Annotated in this window: 14 protein-coding genes; 11 read left to right on the forward strand and 3 right to left on the reverse strand. The window is 69.2% G+C overall.

Annotated features, from left to right (window positions below):
• Positions 1 to 58 precede the first annotated feature (58 nt).
• The 3 genes from ACGFQ9_RS29675 (at position 59) to ACGFQ9_RS29685 (ending at position 4,508) form a co-directional block, all read left to right on the forward strand.
• Positions 59 to 760, forward strand: a complete 702-nt coding sequence (locus ACGFQ9_RS29675) for an HAD family hydrolase (protein WP_393578012.1) — start codon at positions 59 to 61, stop codon at positions 758 to 760.
• A gap of 488 nt (positions 761 to 1,248) precedes the next feature.
• On the forward strand, positions 1,249 to 2,853 hold the full coding sequence (locus ACGFQ9_RS29680) for an ABC transporter substrate-binding protein (protein ID WP_393578014.1): 1,605 nt from the start codon (positions 1,249 to 1,251) through the stop codon (positions 2,851 to 2,853).
• Positions 2,854 to 2,924: 71 nt separating this feature from the next.
• Positions 2,925 to 4,508 carry an ABC transporter substrate-binding protein gene (locus ACGFQ9_RS29685; protein ID WP_393578015.1) on the forward strand — a complete coding sequence of 528 codons (1,584 nt, stop codon included), beginning with the start codon at positions 2,925 to 2,927 and terminating at the stop codon, positions 4,506 to 4,508.
• A 68-nt stretch (positions 4,509 to 4,576) separates the two neighbouring features.
• Here the strand turns inward: ACGFQ9_RS29685 and ACGFQ9_RS29690 are convergent, their stop codons facing one another.
• Together ACGFQ9_RS29690 and ACGFQ9_RS29695 are read right to left on the reverse strand one after the other, a co-directional pair.
• Positions 4,577 to 5,248: a response regulator gene (locus tag ACGFQ9_RS29690; protein ID WP_393578016.1), complete on the reverse strand. Its 672-nt coding sequence runs from the start codon at positions 5,246 to 5,248 to the stop codon at positions 4,577 to 4,579.
• A gap of 57 nt (positions 5,249 to 5,305) precedes the next feature.
• The gene (locus ACGFQ9_RS29695) at positions 5,306 to 6,214 is read right to left on the reverse strand and encodes a RecB family exonuclease (RefSeq protein ID WP_393578017.1); all 909 of its coding nucleotides are present in this window, start codon (positions 6,212 to 6,214) and stop codon (positions 5,306 to 5,308) included.
• Between the two features lie 156 nt (positions 6,215 to 6,370).
• Here ACGFQ9_RS29695 and ACGFQ9_RS29700 point away from each other — a divergent pair, with 156 nt between their 5' ends.
• The 3 genes from ACGFQ9_RS29700 to ACGFQ9_RS29710 all read left to right on the forward strand — a co-directional run bounded on the left by ACGFQ9_RS29700 (position 6,371) and on the right by ACGFQ9_RS29710 (position 9,409).
• Positions 6,371 to 7,567, forward strand: coding sequence for a site-2 protease family protein (locus tag ACGFQ9_RS29700; protein WP_393578018.1), 1,197 nt, complete (start codon positions 6,371 to 6,373; stop codon positions 7,565 to 7,567).
• A gap of 18 nt (positions 7,568 to 7,585) precedes the next feature.
• Positions 7,586 to 8,485 carry a tRNA (adenine-N1)-methyltransferase gene (locus ACGFQ9_RS29705; protein ID WP_150210670.1) on the forward strand — a complete coding sequence of 300 codons (900 nt, stop codon included), beginning with the start codon at positions 7,586 to 7,588 and terminating at the stop codon, positions 8,483 to 8,485.
• Between the two features lie 339 nt (positions 8,486 to 8,824).
• Entirely contained in the window at positions 8,825 to 9,409 is a 585-nt protein-coding gene (locus ACGFQ9_RS29710) for a hypothetical protein (protein ID WP_393578019.1), read from the forward strand.
• Positions 9,410 to 9,512: 103 nt separating this feature from the next.
• On the opposite strand, the gene ACGFQ9_RS29715 is transcribed toward ACGFQ9_RS29710, so the two are convergent.
• Entirely contained in the window at positions 9,513 to 9,839 is a 327-nt protein-coding gene (locus ACGFQ9_RS29715; protein WP_393578020.1) for a ferredoxin, read from the reverse strand.
• 233 nt (positions 9,840 to 10,072) lie between these two features.
• Here ACGFQ9_RS29715 and arc point away from each other — a divergent pair, with 233 nt between their 5' ends.
• The 5 genes from arc (at position 10,073) to prcA (ending at position 15,746) form a co-directional block, all read left to right on the forward strand.
• The gene (gene arc / locus ACGFQ9_RS29720) at positions 10,073 to 11,839 is read left to right on the forward strand and encodes a proteasome ATPase (RefSeq protein WP_393578021.1); all 1,767 of its coding nucleotides are present in this window, start codon (positions 10,073 to 10,075) and stop codon (positions 11,837 to 11,839) included.
• 182 nt (positions 11,840 to 12,021) lie between these two features.
• On the forward strand, positions 12,022 to 13,536 hold the full coding sequence (gene dop / locus ACGFQ9_RS29725) for a depupylase/deamidase Dop (protein ID WP_393578023.1): 1,515 nt from the start codon (positions 12,022 to 12,024) through the stop codon (positions 13,534 to 13,536).
• Between the two features lie 214 nt (positions 13,537 to 13,750).
• On the forward strand, positions 13,751 to 13,963 hold the full coding sequence (locus ACGFQ9_RS29730; RefSeq protein ID WP_393578024.1) for a ubiquitin-like protein Pup: 213 nt from the start codon (positions 13,751 to 13,753) through the stop codon (positions 13,961 to 13,963).
• A gap of 139 nt (positions 13,964 to 14,102) precedes the next feature.
• Positions 14,103 to 14,942, forward strand: a complete 840-nt coding sequence (gene prcB, locus ACGFQ9_RS29735; RefSeq protein WP_393578025.1) for a proteasome subunit beta — start codon at positions 14,103 to 14,105, stop codon at positions 14,940 to 14,942.
• A 39-nt stretch (positions 14,943 to 14,981) separates the two neighbouring features.
• Positions 14,982 to 15,746, forward strand: a complete 765-nt coding sequence (gene prcA / locus ACGFQ9_RS29740; RefSeq protein WP_393578026.1) for a proteasome subunit alpha — start codon at positions 14,982 to 14,984, stop codon at positions 15,744 to 15,746.
• The last annotated feature ends 36 nt before the right edge of the window (positions 15,747 to 15,782 follow it).

Consider the following 15,782-nt stretch of genomic DNA (forward strand, 5'->3'; position numbering starts at 1 on the left):
CGTGCCGCCCGGGGGAAGAGGTGGCCGGCCTTCTCGTCCCTTCAGAGAGGTGCGCCACATGACCAGCGCCGTATCCGCCTCCGTCGCGCGCACGGCCGACGGCTCGGCCCTCCAGGCGGTGCTGCTCGACATGGACGGGACGCTCGTCGACACCGAGGGCTTCTGGTGGGACGCCGAAGTCGACGCCTTCGCCGAACTCGGGCACCGGCTCGACGAATCCTGGCGCGACATCGTCGTCGGCGGGCCGATGAGCCGGAGCCTGGGCTTCCTGATCGAGGCCACCGGCGCGGACATCTCCCTCGCCGAGATGTCCGTACTGCTCAACGAGCGGTTCGAGGCCCGCATCGCCGAGCGCGTACCGCTCATGCCCGGCGCCGAGCGCCTGCTCACCGAACTCGCCCGGCACAACGTGCCCACCGCCCTGGTCTCCGCCTCCCACCGCCGGGTCATCGACCGCATCCTGCTCTCCCTGGGACCCGAGCGGTTCGCCCTCACCGTCGCCGGGGACGAAGTGGCACGCACCAAGCCGCACCCCGACCCGTACCTGTTCGCCGCCCAGTCCCTCGGCGCCCACCCCTCCCGGTGCGCCGTCGTCGAGGACACCGCCACCGGGGTCGCCGCCGCCGAGGCCGCCGGCTGCCGGGTCGTGGCCGTACCCTCCGTGGGCCGGATCGACCCCGCGCCGGGCCGGACCATCGTCGGCTCTCTGGAGGACATCGACCTCTCGTTCCTCCGGTCGCTGATCACCCGGATGAACTGAACAGGCACCCTCCGTACCCGCGTACGCCGAACGGAACGCGGCCCATGCCCCGGTGTCACGGAAGGATCTCTCGCGCAGGGTGCCGGAGGCCGAAATTCCATCCCGTGTCGGGCGGGATGTCCGGGTGACCTTGGTCACCCGCGGCAGGCCCGCCCGGCCCCGTTCGGGCCCCCGCGCCGTTCCCTTGTGTCCGGATTGATCAGCTCCTGACCGAATCTGCCGAGAGCCTTGGATACGCAGGCAGTTCGGACCCATCACCCAGCGATTACAGGCCCGCCGTGGGTGGTTCCAGCCATCCCTTCCCGGACCACTATGGTCGTCGCGGGCACTTCGCCGCACCTCAGCCGTTCCGGACACATACCCACGTGCCGGAACTGCGTGGACCGATCGTCACAACACCGGCCCGATCGTTCCGCCCAGAACGGGCGAATCGCGAAATGCCCTCAGTACCGCAGTGACCAAGCGCCGGTCGAGGGAGAACGTCCAGCATGAACCGCAAGACCCTGGTGCTGACGGCCGCAGCCGGCCTGCTCACCCCCGCGCTGACCGCCTGCGGCAGCACCAGCGGAGCGGGAGCGGGATCCGGAGCGATCGTGGTCGGCACCACCGACCGGTTCGAGGCCTCCGCATCCGCGCCCGCACCCTTCGACCCGGCCCACGCCTACGACGCCGGCGCCTGGAACGTCCTCCGCCAGACCGTCCAGACCCTCATGCACACCCCCCGCGGCGGCGGCCAGCCCGTCCCCGAAGCGGCCTCCAAGTGCCACTTCACCGACAAGGCCAACCAGACCTACCGCTGCACCCTGCGGCCCGGCATGAAGTTCGCCAACGGTGACCCGCTCACCGCCGAGGACGTCAAGTTCTCCATCGACCGGGTCCTCGCCATCAAGGACGAGAACGGCCCCTCCTCCCTCCTCTCCACCCTCGACCGGGTCGAGACCAAGGGCGAGGACACCGTCGTCTTCCGACTGAAGACCCCCGACGCGACCTTCCCGCACAAGCTCTCCACCCCCGCCGCGGGCATCGTCAACCAGAAGACCTACGACGCCCGCAGGCTCCGCGACGGCTTCCAGATCGACGGCTCCGGCCCGTACACCATGAAGGCCGAGGTCAAGGGCGACAAGCTGGTCCGCGCCGTCTTCACCCGCAACCCGAACTACCAGGGCGACCTCAAGCCGCAGAACGACAAGGTCGAACTGCGCACCTTCGAGGACTCCGACTCCATGGGCACGGCACTCACCGACGGCAAGATCCACGTGGTCTCCCGCACCCTGTCGCCCGCCCAGATCAAGGAACTCTCCACCAACCCGCCCAAGGGCGTCCGGCTGGTGCCCCTGCCCGGCCTGGAGATCCGCTACATCGGCTTCAACACCGACGCGCCCGCGGTCAAGGACAAGGCCGTCCGCCAGGCCCTCGCCACCGCCGTCGACCGCGGCCGGCTCATCAACAAGGTCTACGGCAAGAGCGCCCAGCCGCTCTACTCCCTCGTCCCCGCCGGCGTCCCCGGCCACGTCAACTCGTTCTTCAACAAGTACGGCGAGGCCGACACCCAGACCGCCGCGAACCTGCTGCGCACGGCCGGCATCAAGACCCCGGTCAAGCTGACCCTGAACTACACCACCGACCACTACGGCGACGGCACGGCCGCCGAGTTCGAGGAGCTCAAGGCCCAGCTCAACGCCACCAAGCTGTTCGACGTCACCGTCCAGGGCAAGGAATGGGCGGACTTCCGCCCCGCCCAGAAGCAGGGCGACTACGCCGCCTACGGGCTCGGCTGGTTCCCCGACTACACCGACGCCGACAACTTCCTCGCTCCCTTCCTGGAGCAGGACAACTTCCTGGGCACGCCGTACGCGAACAGCACGGTGCGCACCAAGCTCATCCCCGAGTCCCGGCGCGCGGCCGACCGCACCCTCGCCGCGCCCGCCGTCGAGGAGATGCAGAACATCGTCGCCGAGGACGTGCCCGTCCTGCCGCTCTGGCAGGGCAAGCAGTACGTCGCCGCACGCGACGGCATCACCGGAGTGGAGTGGTCCGTGAACTCCATCTCCGACCTTCAGCTGTGGGAACTCGGCCGGGGCATGCGGGGCTGACACTGCGGCAACCGGCCGTCGGAACCGCGGTCGGCGGAACAAGGCGTACAAGAACTGTGAAGGACACTCGCGTGAAGATTCGTAACCAGTGGTTGGCGGCCCCGCTCGGCGCGGCCACCGCAGCTGCCCTGCTCAGCGGTTGCGGCTCGCAGGAAGGCCCGGCCGACGGCGACGGCAAGTCCGTGGTCATGGGAATGTCCGACGAGGTCAAGGCCACCGACCCGGCATCCGGCTACGACCCCGGCTCCTGGCTGCTGTTCAACAACGTCTTCCAGTCGCTGCTGCACTTCCCCAAGGGCGCCACCGCCCCCGCCCCCGACGCCGCCGAGACCTGCGGCTTCAAGGGCAGTGACAGCAAGGTGTACACCTGCACCCTGCGCACCGGCCTCAAGTTCAGCAACGGCAACGCGCTCACCTCCAAGGACGTCAAGTTCTCCTTCGAGCGCACGCTGAAGATCAACGACGAGAACGGCCCGGCCGTCATGCTGACGTCCATAGCCGGAATCGACACGCCCGACGACAAGACCGTCACCTTCCGCCTGAAGACCCCCGACGCGACCTTCCCCAGCAAGATCGCCTCCGGTGCCGGCTCCATCGTCGACCACACCGAGTACCCGGCCGACAAGCTGCGCACCGACGGCAAGGCCGTCGGCTCCGGCGTCTACAAGCTGGACTCCTTCGGCGACAAGTCGGCGAGCCTCTCCGTCAACTCCTCCTACACCGGCCAGGCCAAGGCGAAGAACAACGGCGTCACCATCAAGTTCTTCGACGGCGACCAGACCGCGCTGAAGAAGGCCCTCGAGGACGGCCAGGTCGACTTCGCCTTCCGCGGCCTGGACCCCAAGGACATCCCCAACCCCGCCGCCTCCACCGGCACCGACGGCAAGCCCTCCGCTATCCAGGGCACCGGAGCCGAGGTCTCGCACCTCGTCTTCAACATGAACGACCCGGTCGCCGGCAAGCTCCCGGTCCGCAAGGCCATGGCCTACCTCCTGGACCGCGAAGCCCTCGTCAGGAACGTCCACCAGGGCACCGCCACCCCGCTGTACTCCATCGTCCCGGCGGGCATCGGCGGCCACACCACCCCGTTCTTCGACAAGTACGGCTCCTCCCCGCAGGCCGACAAGGCCAAGGAGGTCCTGGACAAGGGCGGCATCAAGGGCAAGGTCAAGCTGACCCTGTGGTCCACCCCCAGCCGCTACGGCCCCGCCACCGGCCGTGACCTCGAGGTCATCGCCAAGCAGCTCAACGACAGCGGCCTCTTCCAGGCCGACGTCAAGTCGAGCGAGTTCGACCAGTACGAGAAGGACATCGAGGCCGGCAAGTACGGCGTCTACGTCCGCGGCTGGGTCCCGGACTACCCCGACGCGGACAACTTCACCGCGCCGTTCTTCGGCAAGGACAACGTGCTGAAGAACAACTACAACAACAAGGAAATCACCGAGAAGATCATCCCGCAGACCTCGGCCGTTTCCGACCGCACCTCCATCAGCACCGACTACGCCCGCCTCCAGGACATCGTCGCCGAGGAGATCCCGCTCCTCCCGCTGTGGCAGAGCAAGCAGTACGCGGTGGCCCGCCCCAACGTCACCGGCCTCCAGTGGTCGCTGGACGCCTCCACCGTCTTCCGCTTCTGGGAGATCTCCAAGGGCTGAGCCCGACCCCGCACACCGAGAGGGGCCGGACCGCGAGCGCGGTCCGGCCCCTCCGGCCTGTGCCCGTCCTACTGCGCGCCCGGGCGCACCAGCCCGCTCTCGTACGCGTACACCGCCGCCTGCACCCGGTCCCGCAGACCCAGCTTCGTCAGCACGTGCCCCACGTGCGTCTTCACCGTCGTCTCGCTGACGAACAGGTCCGCCGCGATCTCCGCGTTCGACAGGCCGCGCGATACCAGCTTCAGCACCTCGACCTCCCGCTCGGTCAGCGTCCCCAGCGAATCCGGTACCGCCTCCTCGCCCGAAGGCAGGTGCCCCGCGTACTTGTCCAGCAGCCGCCGCGTGATCGACGGCGCCAGCATGGCCTCACCCGCCGCGACCACCCGGATCGCCTGCACCAGTTCGTTCGCCGGAGCGTCCTTCAGCAGGAACCCGCTCGCCCCCGCACGCAGGGCCTCCACCACGTACTCGTCCAGGTCGAACGTGGTCAGAACCAGCACCTTCGCCGGCCCGTCCCGGCCCGGCCCGGTGATCTGCCGGGTCGCCTCCACCCCGTCCATCCGCGGCATCCGGATGTCCATCAGCACCACGTCCGGCTGCAGCGCCCGTACCTGGTCCAGGGCCTGCAGACCGTCCCCGGCCTCACCGACCACCGCGATGTCCCCCTCGGCCTCCAGGATCATCCGGAAGCCGGTACGCAACAGCGGCTGGTCGTCGACCAGAAGGACGCGGATCGCCACGGAAAACACCTCGATTTCGTGTCGGCGGACGACGCCCATTCTGCCCCGGCCCGATGATCAGGATTCCCCGGCCCGCGCCCCGCCCTCTTCCCCCCTCGGGATGACCACCAGAGGATAGGCCGGGGGAGTGCCCCCGAACTCGGGACACACCGACTGATGATCACACCATCCGCACAGCTTCGTCGGACGCGGCCGCCACTCACCCGTCTCCGTGGCCTCCTTGATCGCCTCCCACAGCGCGTGCAGCTTCCGCTCCACCCGCTCCAGGTCCCCCACCACCGGGTCGTACGTCAGCACCTGCCCGTTGCCCAGGTACACCAGCTGCAGCCGCCGCGGCACCACGCCCTTCAGCCGCCACACCACCAGCGCGTAGAACTTCATCTGGAACAGGGCGCCCTCGGCGTACTCCGGCCGCGGCGCCTTCCCCGTCTTGTAGTCGACGATCCGCACCTCACCCGTCGGCGCCACGTCCACCCGGTCGATGATCCCGCGCAGCCGCAGGCCCGACTCCAGCTCCGCCTCCACGAAGAACTCCCGCTCCACCGGCTCCAGCCGCGTCGGGTCCTCCAGCGTGAACCAGCGCTCCACCAGCGCCTCGGCCTCCGACAGCCAGCCTGCCAGCCGCTCACCGTCCGCGTCCTCCGCGAACAGCTCCGCCAGCTCCGGTTTCGCCTCCAGCAGCCGGTCCCACTGCCCCGGCACCAGCGCCTTCGCCCGCGGCACCGTCCGCTCCGCCGCCGGATGATCGAACAACCGCTCCAGCACTGCGTGCACCAGCGTCCCCCGGGTGGCCGCCGCACTCGGCTTCTCCGGCAACCGGTCGATCACCCGGAACCGGTACAGCAACGGACACTGCATGAAATCGCTCGCCCGCGAAGGGGACAGCGACACGGGCCGGGCAGCGGCACCGGAGGCATCCGCCACCGGCTCCGCGCCGGCCGGAACGGGACCGGGGCTCGTCGTCATGACAAAGACCCTACGACCCGCCACCGACAGCACCGCAATACCATCGACGGCAGCCCCCCTCGCACTGCATGATCGGAGCATCACCCCGAGCGACAACGGGGGGCCACCGGACCCCCGGCCACCGAACCGGCCGACGCACCCGAACGAAGGACAGCCGTGGCAGACACCGACGGAACCGGCGAGCGCACGGCCCGGCGCTCCGAACCGGGCGGCGGACTCCTCATGGGCCGCCCCTTCGGCGTACCCGTCTACGTCTCACCCAGCTGGTTCGTCGTCGCCGCCCTCCTCACCTGGATCTTCGGCGACCGACTCGACCAGGTCCTCCCCGGCCTCGGCGCCGTCCGCTACCTCGTCGCCCTCTTCTTCGCCGTCGCCTTCTACGCCTCCGTACTCGTCCACGAACTCGCCCACGCCGTCGCCGGACTCCGCTTCAAACTCACCGTCCGCCGGATCCAGCTCCAGTTCGTCGGCGGCGCCACCCACGTCGACGAGGCCGAGACCCCCGGCCGCGAATTCGTCCTCGCCTTCGTCGGCCCCCTGCTCTCGCTCGTCCTCGCCGCCGCCTTCTACCTCGGCATGACCGCCGTGGAACCCCGCACCATCCCCGGCGTCCTGCTCGCCGGCCTCATGATCGCCAACCTGATCGTCGCGGTCTTCAACCTCCTCCCCGGCCTCCCGCTCGACGGCGGACGCATGCTCCGCGCCCTGGTCTGGGCCCTCACCGGCCGCGCCATGGCCGGCACCGTCGCCGCCGCCTGGGTCGGCCGCGCCATCGCCGTCTCCGTCCTCCTCGGCCTCCCCCTCCTCACCGAGACCGGAGTCATCGGCGCCGGCGCCGACCAGACCAGCGGCATGGACACCGTCATGAACGCCCTCCTCGCCGCCATCCTCGCCGCGATCATGTGGACCGGCGCCGGCAACAGCCTCCGCATGGCACGCCTCCGCGAACACCTCCCCCAACTCCGCGCCCGCACCCTCACCCGCCGCGCCATCCCCGTCGAAGCCGCCACCCCCCTCTCCGAAGCCCTCCGCCGCGCCAACGAAGCCGGCGCCCGCGCCCTCGTCGTCACCGACGGCCACGGCAACCCCACGGCCATCGTCCGCGAGAGCGCCATCGCCTCCATCCCCGAACACCGCCGCCCCTGGGAAGCCGCCGGCAGCATCGCCCAGGACATCACCGACGGCATGAAGGTTTCAGCGGACCTCGCGGGCGAAGAACTCCTCGACCACCTCCGCACCACCCCCGCCACCGAATACCTCGTCACCGAAAGCGACGGAGCCATCTACGGCGTCCTGTCCACCCTCGACGTCGAGAAGGCCTTCTTCAAGGCCATGGCACGGCCCCACTCCTGAACCCAATACACTGGTCACATGTCCGAACCGACCGGTGCCGCCCGCCGACGCGGGCCCTTCAAGGTCGGGGACCAGGTCCAGCTCACCGACCCCAAGGGACGCCACTACACGTTCACGCTCGAAGCCGGGAAGAATTTCCACACCCACAAGGGTTCCTTCCCCCACGACGAGCTGATCGGCGCTCCCGAGGGCAGTGTTGTCCGTACCACGGGGAACGTCGCGTACCTCGCGCTGCGTCCCCTGCTCCCCGACTACGTCCTGTCCATGCCCCGCGGCGCCGCCGTGGTCTACCCCAAGGACGCGGGCCAGATCCTGGCTTTCGCGGACATCTTCCCCGGCGCCCGCGTCGTGGAAGCGGGCGTGGGCTCCGGCTCCCTCAGCAGCTTCCTGCTGCGCGCCATCGGCGACCAGGGCATGCTCCACAGCTACGAGCGGCGGGCCGACTTCGCCGAGATCGCCAAGGACAACGTCGAGCGCTACTTCGGCGGCCCCCACCCCGCGTGGCAGCTGACCGTCGGCGACCTCCAGGACAACCTGTCCGACACCGACGTCGACCGCGTCATCCTCGACATGCTCGCCCCCTGGGAGTGCCTCGAAGCGGTCAAGAAGGCCCTCGTCCCCGGCGGCATCCTCTGCTGCTACGTGGCGACCACCACCCAGCTGTCCAAGACCGTCGAGTCCATCCGCGAGATCGGCTGCTTCGCCGAACCGCAGCCCTGGGAATCGATGATCCGCAACTGGCACGTGGAAGGCCTGGCCGTCCGGCCCGACCACCGCATGATCGGCCACACCGGCTTCCTGGTCACCGCCCGGCGCCTCGCCGACGGCGTCGAGCCCCCGCTGCGCCGCCGCCGCCCCGCCAAGGGCGCCTACGGCGAGGACTACGAGGGCCCCGGCAGCGGCTCCGGCCGAGGCTGACCCACCCACAACCCCACGGCGCCGTGCCGCACTTCCCGCACCACACCGGGAACTGCAGCACGGCGCCTCCGCGTTACCCGCCTGGCCCCGCCACCCGCCGTGTGGGCAATCGTGCCGCCGGGCGATGGGGGTGCCCCCTGCTCGAGCGAAGCCGAGAGCTTGGGGGAGGGTGGGCACACGGCACCGCAGCCCCCGCACTCGCTCCGGACCCCGCCCCGCACCTGCGCCAAGGCCCCTGCCGCGCCCCGCCAAGCGGACCACGGACCCACCGGTTCCGCCCGGCGCAGCGGTATGGCACGATGCTGGCTCCCCGTCATCCCCCGCGCAGGAGACGCCCCCGTGCACAACCCCGCCGAGCCCGCACTCCCGCACAACGACGCCCGCCCCCTGCACTGGCTCGCCACCGCCGCCGCCATGGCCGCCGTCATAGCCGGCGCCGGACTCCTCCAGCCCACCGCCGTAGCCGGCACCCCAGGAACCCCCGGCAAACCCGGAACCCCCGCTTCCCGGATCGCGGCCCCCGACGCCGCACTCGCCCACTACCCCCTGGACTGCCGCGGCGGCCCCCACCAGATCACCGCCACCGCCCACGGCGACCTCGACGGAGACGGCCGGCCCGAGACCGTGGCCGCCGTACGCTGCGACGCCGGCCTCGGCACCCCGCCCAACGCCCTCTACGTCCTCACCCAGGGCACCGCCGCCGGCACCCCGCCCCGGGTCGTCGCCACCCTGCTCCCCGCGGAACAGCGGAAGAACGTCACCGAGCTCACCGTGACCGACGGCAAGATCACCGCCACCCTGCTCGGCTACTCCACCCCCGACGTCCCCCGCTGCTGCCCCGACACCCGGCAGCACGCCAAGTGGGCCTGGACCGGCGGAAAATTCAGCCAGGAGCTGACGGACGCCGCGGCACTCCACGCCTGACGGTCACACCACGCCACCCACAGTCACCGGCCGCACCGGGTCCCCCCGCGCAGCCGGTCACCCCGTGTGCCCGACATCTCCGCCGATACGGCGACACATCCGGTTACGCGACGTCCGGGCCGTACACCTCGACGCCGTCCGAAACCCGCCGCACGTGGATGCACTCGCCCGGACATTCCCGGGCCGAGTCCACCACGTCCTGCAACAACGGCAGCGGCACCGGAGTCGTCGCCCCCGCCTCCTGCAGCAGCTCCTCCTCCGCGCCCTTCACGTATGCCAGACCGTCGATGTCCAGCTCGAACACCTCCGGCGCGTACTGCACGCAGATCCCGTCACCGGTACACAGGTCCTGATCGATCCAGACCTCCAGCGGCTCCCCGGCCGTACCGCCGCCGGTCCCCTCGGCCGGAGCCTCCTGCTGCACGGTCATATCCTTTGCGCTCCCCTGGTGCTGTGCGCGTGCTCTGCGCGGGCGTTGAACGCCTCGACCTTACAACTGGCCGCTTTCCGATGTTGAACGGTGGGTATTCCCCTGGCGTGAGGGGATACGCAAGGGTGAAGATCGGACACACCCCTACCGTCTTTGTGATCTAGGGGTTTCAATCACCACCAGCCCAGGTAGGGTCAGGAAGCGTCCAGCTCCCCTTGGAGGAGGTGAGGACCGTGGCAGCCCACGACGACGACATCAACCGCGGCATCCGGCCCGGGCGGGGGTCCGACGACCCCGCCGGTCAGGTTGCCTATCTCGAGCAGGAAATCGCCGTCCTGCGACGTAAGCTCGCCGACTCTCCGCGACACACGAGGATTCTCGAAGAGCGGATCGTCGAGCTGCAGACAAACCTGGCAGGCGTCTCCGCACAAAACGAACGGCTGGCCAATACCCTCCGCGAGGCCCGCGACCAGATCGTGGCGCTCAAGGAAGAAGTCGACCGGCTCGCCCAGCCGCCGGCCGGCTTCGGTGTCTTCCTCCAGGCGAACGAGGACGGCACCGTCGACATCTTCACCGGCGGCCGCAAGCTCCGCGTGAACGTCAGCCCCAGCGTCGACCCGGAAGACCTCCGGCGCGGCCAGGAGGTCATGCTCAACGAGGCCCTCAACGTGGTCGAGGCCATGGAGTTCGAGCGGGCCGGGGACATCGTCACCCTCAAGGAGATCCTCGAGGACGGCGAGCGCGCCCTGGTCGTCGGGCACACCGACGAGGAGAGGGTGGTGAGGCTCGCCGAGCCGCTCCTGGACATCACCATCCGCCCCGGCGACGCCCTCCTGCTCGAGCCCCGCTCCGGCTACGTCTACGAGGTCGTCCCCAAGAGCGAGGTCGAGGAACTCGTCCTCGAAGAGGTCCCGGACATCGACTACGACAAGATCGGCGGCCTGGGCGACCAGATCGAGCTGATCCGCGACGCCGTCGAGCTCCCCTACCTCTACCCGGACCTGTTCAAGGAGCACGAACTCCGCCCGCCCAAGGGCATCCTGCTCTACGGACCGCCCGGATGCGGCAAGACGCTCATCGCCAAGGCCGTGGCCAACTCCCTTGCCAAGAAGGTCGCCGAGGTGACCGGCCAGCCCGCCGGGAAGTCCTACTTCCTGAACATCAAGGGCCCCGAGCTCCTCAACAAGTACGTCGGCGAGACCGAGCGCCACATCCGCCTGGTCTTCCAGCGGGCCCGCGAAAAGGCCAGCGAGGGCACCCCCGTCATCGTCTTCTTCGACGAGATGGAGTCCCTCTTCCGCACCCGCGGATCCGGAGTCAGCTCGGACGTGGAGAACACCATCGTCCCCCAGCTGCTCGCCGAGATCGACGGCGTGGAAGGCCTGGAGAACGTCATCGTCATCGGCGCCTCCAACCGCGAGGACATGATCGACCCCGCCATCCTCCGCCCCGGCCGGCTCGACGTGAAGATCAAGATCGAGCGCCCGGACGCCGAGGCGGCGAGGGACATCTTCGCCAAGTACCTCAAGGCATCCCTCCCGCTCCACGCGGAAGACCTCGCCGAACACCAGAACTCGCCCGAGGTCGCGGTCCACAACATGATCCAGACCGTTGTGGAGCAGATGTACGCGGAAACCGAGGAGAACCGCTTCCTCGAGGTCACGTACGCCAACGGCGACAAGGAAGTCCTCTACTTCAAGGACTTCAACTCCGGCGCGATGATCCAGAACATCGTCGACCGCGCCAAGAAGATGGCCATCAAGGCATTCCTCGAGCACAACCAGAAGGGCCTCCGGGTCTCCCACCTCCTCCAGGCATGCGTGGACGAGTTCAAGGAGAACGAGGACCTGCCCAACACCACCAACCCGGACGACTGGGCCCGGATCTCCGGAAAGAAGGGCGAGCGGATCGTCTTCATCCGCACCCTCGTCACCGGGAAGCAGGGCGCGGACACCGGTCGCTCCATTGACACGGTGGCCAATACCGGTCAGTACCTCTGATCGAAAGGGGCGGCTGCGGATGCCCGGAATAGGGCACCCGCAGCCGCCTGCTTTCCACAGACACAGCCAGCCGAATCGGCCACTGATTCAATGACTGAAATGATCTCCCCACCAGCGCGGAGCCGCTCTAGGCTCTTCCGTATCGCTCCCGCACGGGAGCGCCGCCGGGCAAGGAGGGCCGCATGACCGTACGGCGCGTGATGGGGATCGAGACGGAGTACGGGATCTCCGTCCCCGGTCACCCGAACGCCAATGCCATGCTCACCTCGTCCCAGATCGTCAACGCCTACGCCGCGGCGATGCACCGGGCGCGACGCGCCCGCTGGGACTTCGAGGAGGAGAACCCGCTGCGGGACGCCCGCGGCTTCGACCTCGCCCGCGAGGCCGCCGACAGCAGCCAGCTCACCGACGAGGACATCGGCCTGGCCAACGTCATCCTCACCAACGGCGCCCGGCTCTACGTCGACCACGCCCACCCCGAATACAGCTCGCCCGAGGTCACCAACCCGCGCGACGCGGTCCTCTGGGACAAGGCCGGCGAACGGATCATGGCGGAGGCCGCCGAACGAGCCGCCCAGCTCCCCGGCGCCCAGCCCATCCACCTCTACAAGAACAACACCGACAACAAGGGCGCCTCCTACGGCACGCACGAGAACTACCTGATGAAGCGGGAAACCCCCTTCTCGGACATCGTGCGCCACCTCACGCCCTTCTTCGTCTCCCGGCAGGTCGTCACCGGCGCCGGCCGCGTCGGCATCGGCCAGGACGGCCGCGAGCACGGCTTCCAGATCAGCCAGCGCGCGGACTACTTCGAGGTCGAGGTCGGCCTGGAGACCACCCTCAAGCGGCCCATCATCAACACCCGGGACGAGCCCCACTCGGACGCCGAGAAGTACCGCCGGCTCCACGTGATCATCGGCGACGCCAACCTCTCCGAGATCTCGACCTACCTCAAGCTCGGCACCACCGCCCTCGTCCTCTCCATGATCGAGGACGCCTTCATCACCGTCGACCTCGCCGTCGACCAGCCCGTGCGCACCCTCCACCAGGTCTCCCACGACCCCGACCTGCGCCACCTGATCACCCTGCGCAGCGGGCGCACCCTGACCGCCGTACAACTCCAGATGGAGTACTTCGAGCTGGCGCGAAAGTACGTGGACGAGCGTTTCGGCGCGGACGCGGACGAGCAGACCAAGGACATCCTGGTGCGCTGGGAGGACGTGCTGGGCCGGCTGGAGAGCGACCCGATGAGCCTCTCGGGGGAGCTGGACTGGATCGCCAAGCGGGAGATCCTGGAGGGCTACCGGCGCCGCGACGGCCTGAACTGGGACGCGGCCAGGCTGCACCTGGTGGACCTCCAGTACTCGGACGTGCGGCCCGACAAGGGCCTGTACAACCGTCTGGTGGCCCGCGGCAAGATGAAGCGGCTGGTGACCGAGCCGGACGTGGAGCGGGCCGAGAGCAAGCCCCCGGAGGACACCCGGGCCTATTTCCGCGGCCGCTGCCTGGAGCAGTACGCGGACGACGTGGCCGCGGCCAGCTGGGACTCGGTCATCTTCGACCTGCCCGGCCGGGACTCGCTCCAGCGGGTCCCCACCCTGGAACCCCTCCGGGGTACCCGGAACCACGTCAAGGAGCTCCTGGACCGCTGCCGCACGGCGGAGGACCTGGTGCGGGTCCTGTCCGGCGGCAAGTGATCCCGGGCCGATCCGGGCCAGCAGCACTTGATCGCCCCGGACGCGGCTGAAAGGCCGCGCAGCCGGGAATCATGAAGACATCCGGACGTTGGAAAGTTCCGGGACGAATGCCGGACCCTCCTTGTAGGGTCCGGCGTAGGGTCTGATCTTGAGGGATCCCCGATCCGCGGGATCCCTCGTCACGAGCGTGCGAACCGAGCGGGGTGAGGTAGACATGGCGACCAAGGACACCGGCGGCGGACAGCAGAAGGCGACGCGCTCGACCGAAGAGGTCGAGGAGCAGACCGCCGAGGCGAGCACCGACCTTGAAGAGCGCATGGAAAAGCTCTCGGACGACGTGGACTCCGTCCTGGACGAAATCGATGATGTGCTCGAGGAGAACGCCGAGGACTTCGTGCGAAGCTTCGTGCAAAAGGGTGGCCAGTAGGGCCCTCTGGCCTTCGAATCGAAGGTAAACCGGGGTGGGTGCCCGAGAGTCGGGCACCCGCCGCCGCGCATGTGGATCTTTGCCGGGGGACGGGTAGGGTCCCTGCCGTATGGCCATCGCATGACCTGGAGGGAAACGCGTGGAAGCGAACAACATGAGCACCGGGCGTCTCCCAGCGGCATTCCTGACGCCGGGTTCGTCCTCCTTCATGGACTTTCTGGCGAACCACTCGCCGGAGCTGCTGCCGGGGAACCGGAAGCTGCCCGAAGGGATCGTGGAGGCGCCGCACGGGACGACGATCGTCGCGGCGACGTTCCCCGGTGGGGTCGTGCTCGCCGGTGACCGGCGGGCGACCATGGGCAACATGATCGCGCAGCGGGACATCGAGAAGGTGTTCCCCGCTGACGAGTACTCGGCCGTCGGCATCGCCGGCACCGCCGGTCTCGCCGTGGAGATGGTCAAGCTGTTCCAGCTGGAGCTGGAGCACTTCGAGAAGGTGGAGGGGACGACCCTCTCCCTGGAGGGCAAGGCCAACCGCCTGTCGACCATGATCCGCAGCAACCTGGGCATGGCCATGCAGGGCCTCGCCGTGGTGCCGCTGTTCGCGGGCTGGGACGAGGGCAAGGAGAAGGGCCGGATCTTCTCCTACGACGTCACCGGCGGGCGGTCCGAGGAGCACGGGTTCGCGGCCACCGGGTCGGGTTCCATCTTCGCCCGCGGGTCGATGAAGAAGCTGTACCGCCCGGATCTGACGGAGGAGCAGGCGACCACGCTGGTCGTGCAGGCCCTCTACGACGCCGCCGACGACGACTCGGCGACGGGCGGCCCGGACCTGGCCCGCCGTATCTTCCCGATCGTCACCGTCATCACCGACGAGGGCTTCCGGAGGCTGACCGAGGAGGAGTCCTCGGCGCTGGCCCGCTCGGTCACCGAGCACCGCCTGGAGCAGCCCGACGGCCCCCGCGCCGCCCTCCTCTAAGTCCTCGTCAGCCCAGAAGAAGAAAGGGGCGGATAGCCGGTGTCGACTCCGTTCTACGTCTCACCCCAGCAGGCCATGGCGGACCGGGCCGAGTACGCCCGCAAGGGCATCGCCCGCGGTCGCAGCCTGGTCGTGCTCCAGTACGCCGACGGCATCGTGTTCGTCGGCGAGAACCCGTCCCGCGCGCTGCACAAGTTCAGCGAGATCTACGACCGCATCGGTTTCGCGGCCGCCGGCAAGTACAACGAGTACGAGAACCTGCGGATCGGTGGTGTGAGGTACGCGGATCTGCGCGGGTACACCTACGACCGTGACGATGTGACGGCGCGTGGGCTGGCGAACGTCTACGCGCAGACGCTCGGCACCATCTTCTCCTCGGCCGGTGAGAAGCCGTACGAGGTGGAGCTGGTGGTGGCCGAGGTCGGTGAGAGCGCCTCGGGTGACCAGATCTACCGGCTGCCGCACGACGGTTCGATCGTGGACGAGCACGGCTCGGTCGCGGTCGGTGGCAACGCCGAGCAGATCAGCAGTTATCTGGACCAGCGTCACCAGGACGGGATGTCGCTGCCGGAGGCGCTGAAGCTGGCGGTGCAGGCGCTGTCCAGCCAGGCGAACGGTGCGGACCGGGAGATCCCGGCGGACCGTCTGGAGGTGGCGGTGCTGGACCGTACGCGGACCCAGCAGCGGAAGTTCAAGCGGATCCGGGGCCGGCAGCTGGCGCGGCTGCTGGAGCCGGAGGTGACGCCGGCCGCGCAGGCGGACGCGGTGTCCAATGACGAGGCGCCCGACGAGGACGCCGAGTAGGAGCGTGTGGCCGTGCCCCGGTCCGCCGTTGTGGCG

The sequence above is a fragment of the Streptomyces sp. NPDC048603 genome, from assembly GCF_043199475.1.
In the GTDB taxonomy this organism is placed as follows: domain Bacteria; phylum Actinomycetota; class Actinomycetes; order Streptomycetales; family Streptomycetaceae; genus Streptomyces.

Coding starts and splice junctions, on each gene's coding strand:
- ACGFQ9_RS29675 (WP_393578012.1), top strand. CDS start 59: ATGACCAGCGCCGTATCCGCCTCCGTCGCGCGCACGGCCGACGGCTCG.
- ACGFQ9_RS29680 (WP_393578014.1), top strand. CDS start 1,249: ATGAACCGCAAGACCCTGGTGCTGACGGCCGCAGCCGGCCTGCTCACC.
- ACGFQ9_RS29695 (WP_393578017.1), bottom strand. CDS start 6,214: ATGACGACGAGCCCCGGTCCCGTTCCGGCCGGCGCGGAGCCGGTGGCG.
- ACGFQ9_RS29705 (WP_150210670.1), top strand. CDS start 7,586: ATGTCCGAACCGACCGGTGCCGCCCGCCGACGCGGGCCCTTCAAGGTC.
- ACGFQ9_RS29715 (WP_393578020.1), bottom strand. CDS start 9,839: ATGACCGTGCAGCAGGAGGCTCCGGCCGAGGGGACCGGCGGCGGTACG.
- dop (WP_393578023.1), top strand. CDS start 12,022: ATGACCGTACGGCGCGTGATGGGGATCGAGACGGAGTACGGGATCTCC.
- ACGFQ9_RS29730 (WP_393578024.1), top strand. CDS start 13,751: ATGGCGACCAAGGACACCGGCGGCGGACAGCAGAAGGCGACGCGCTCG.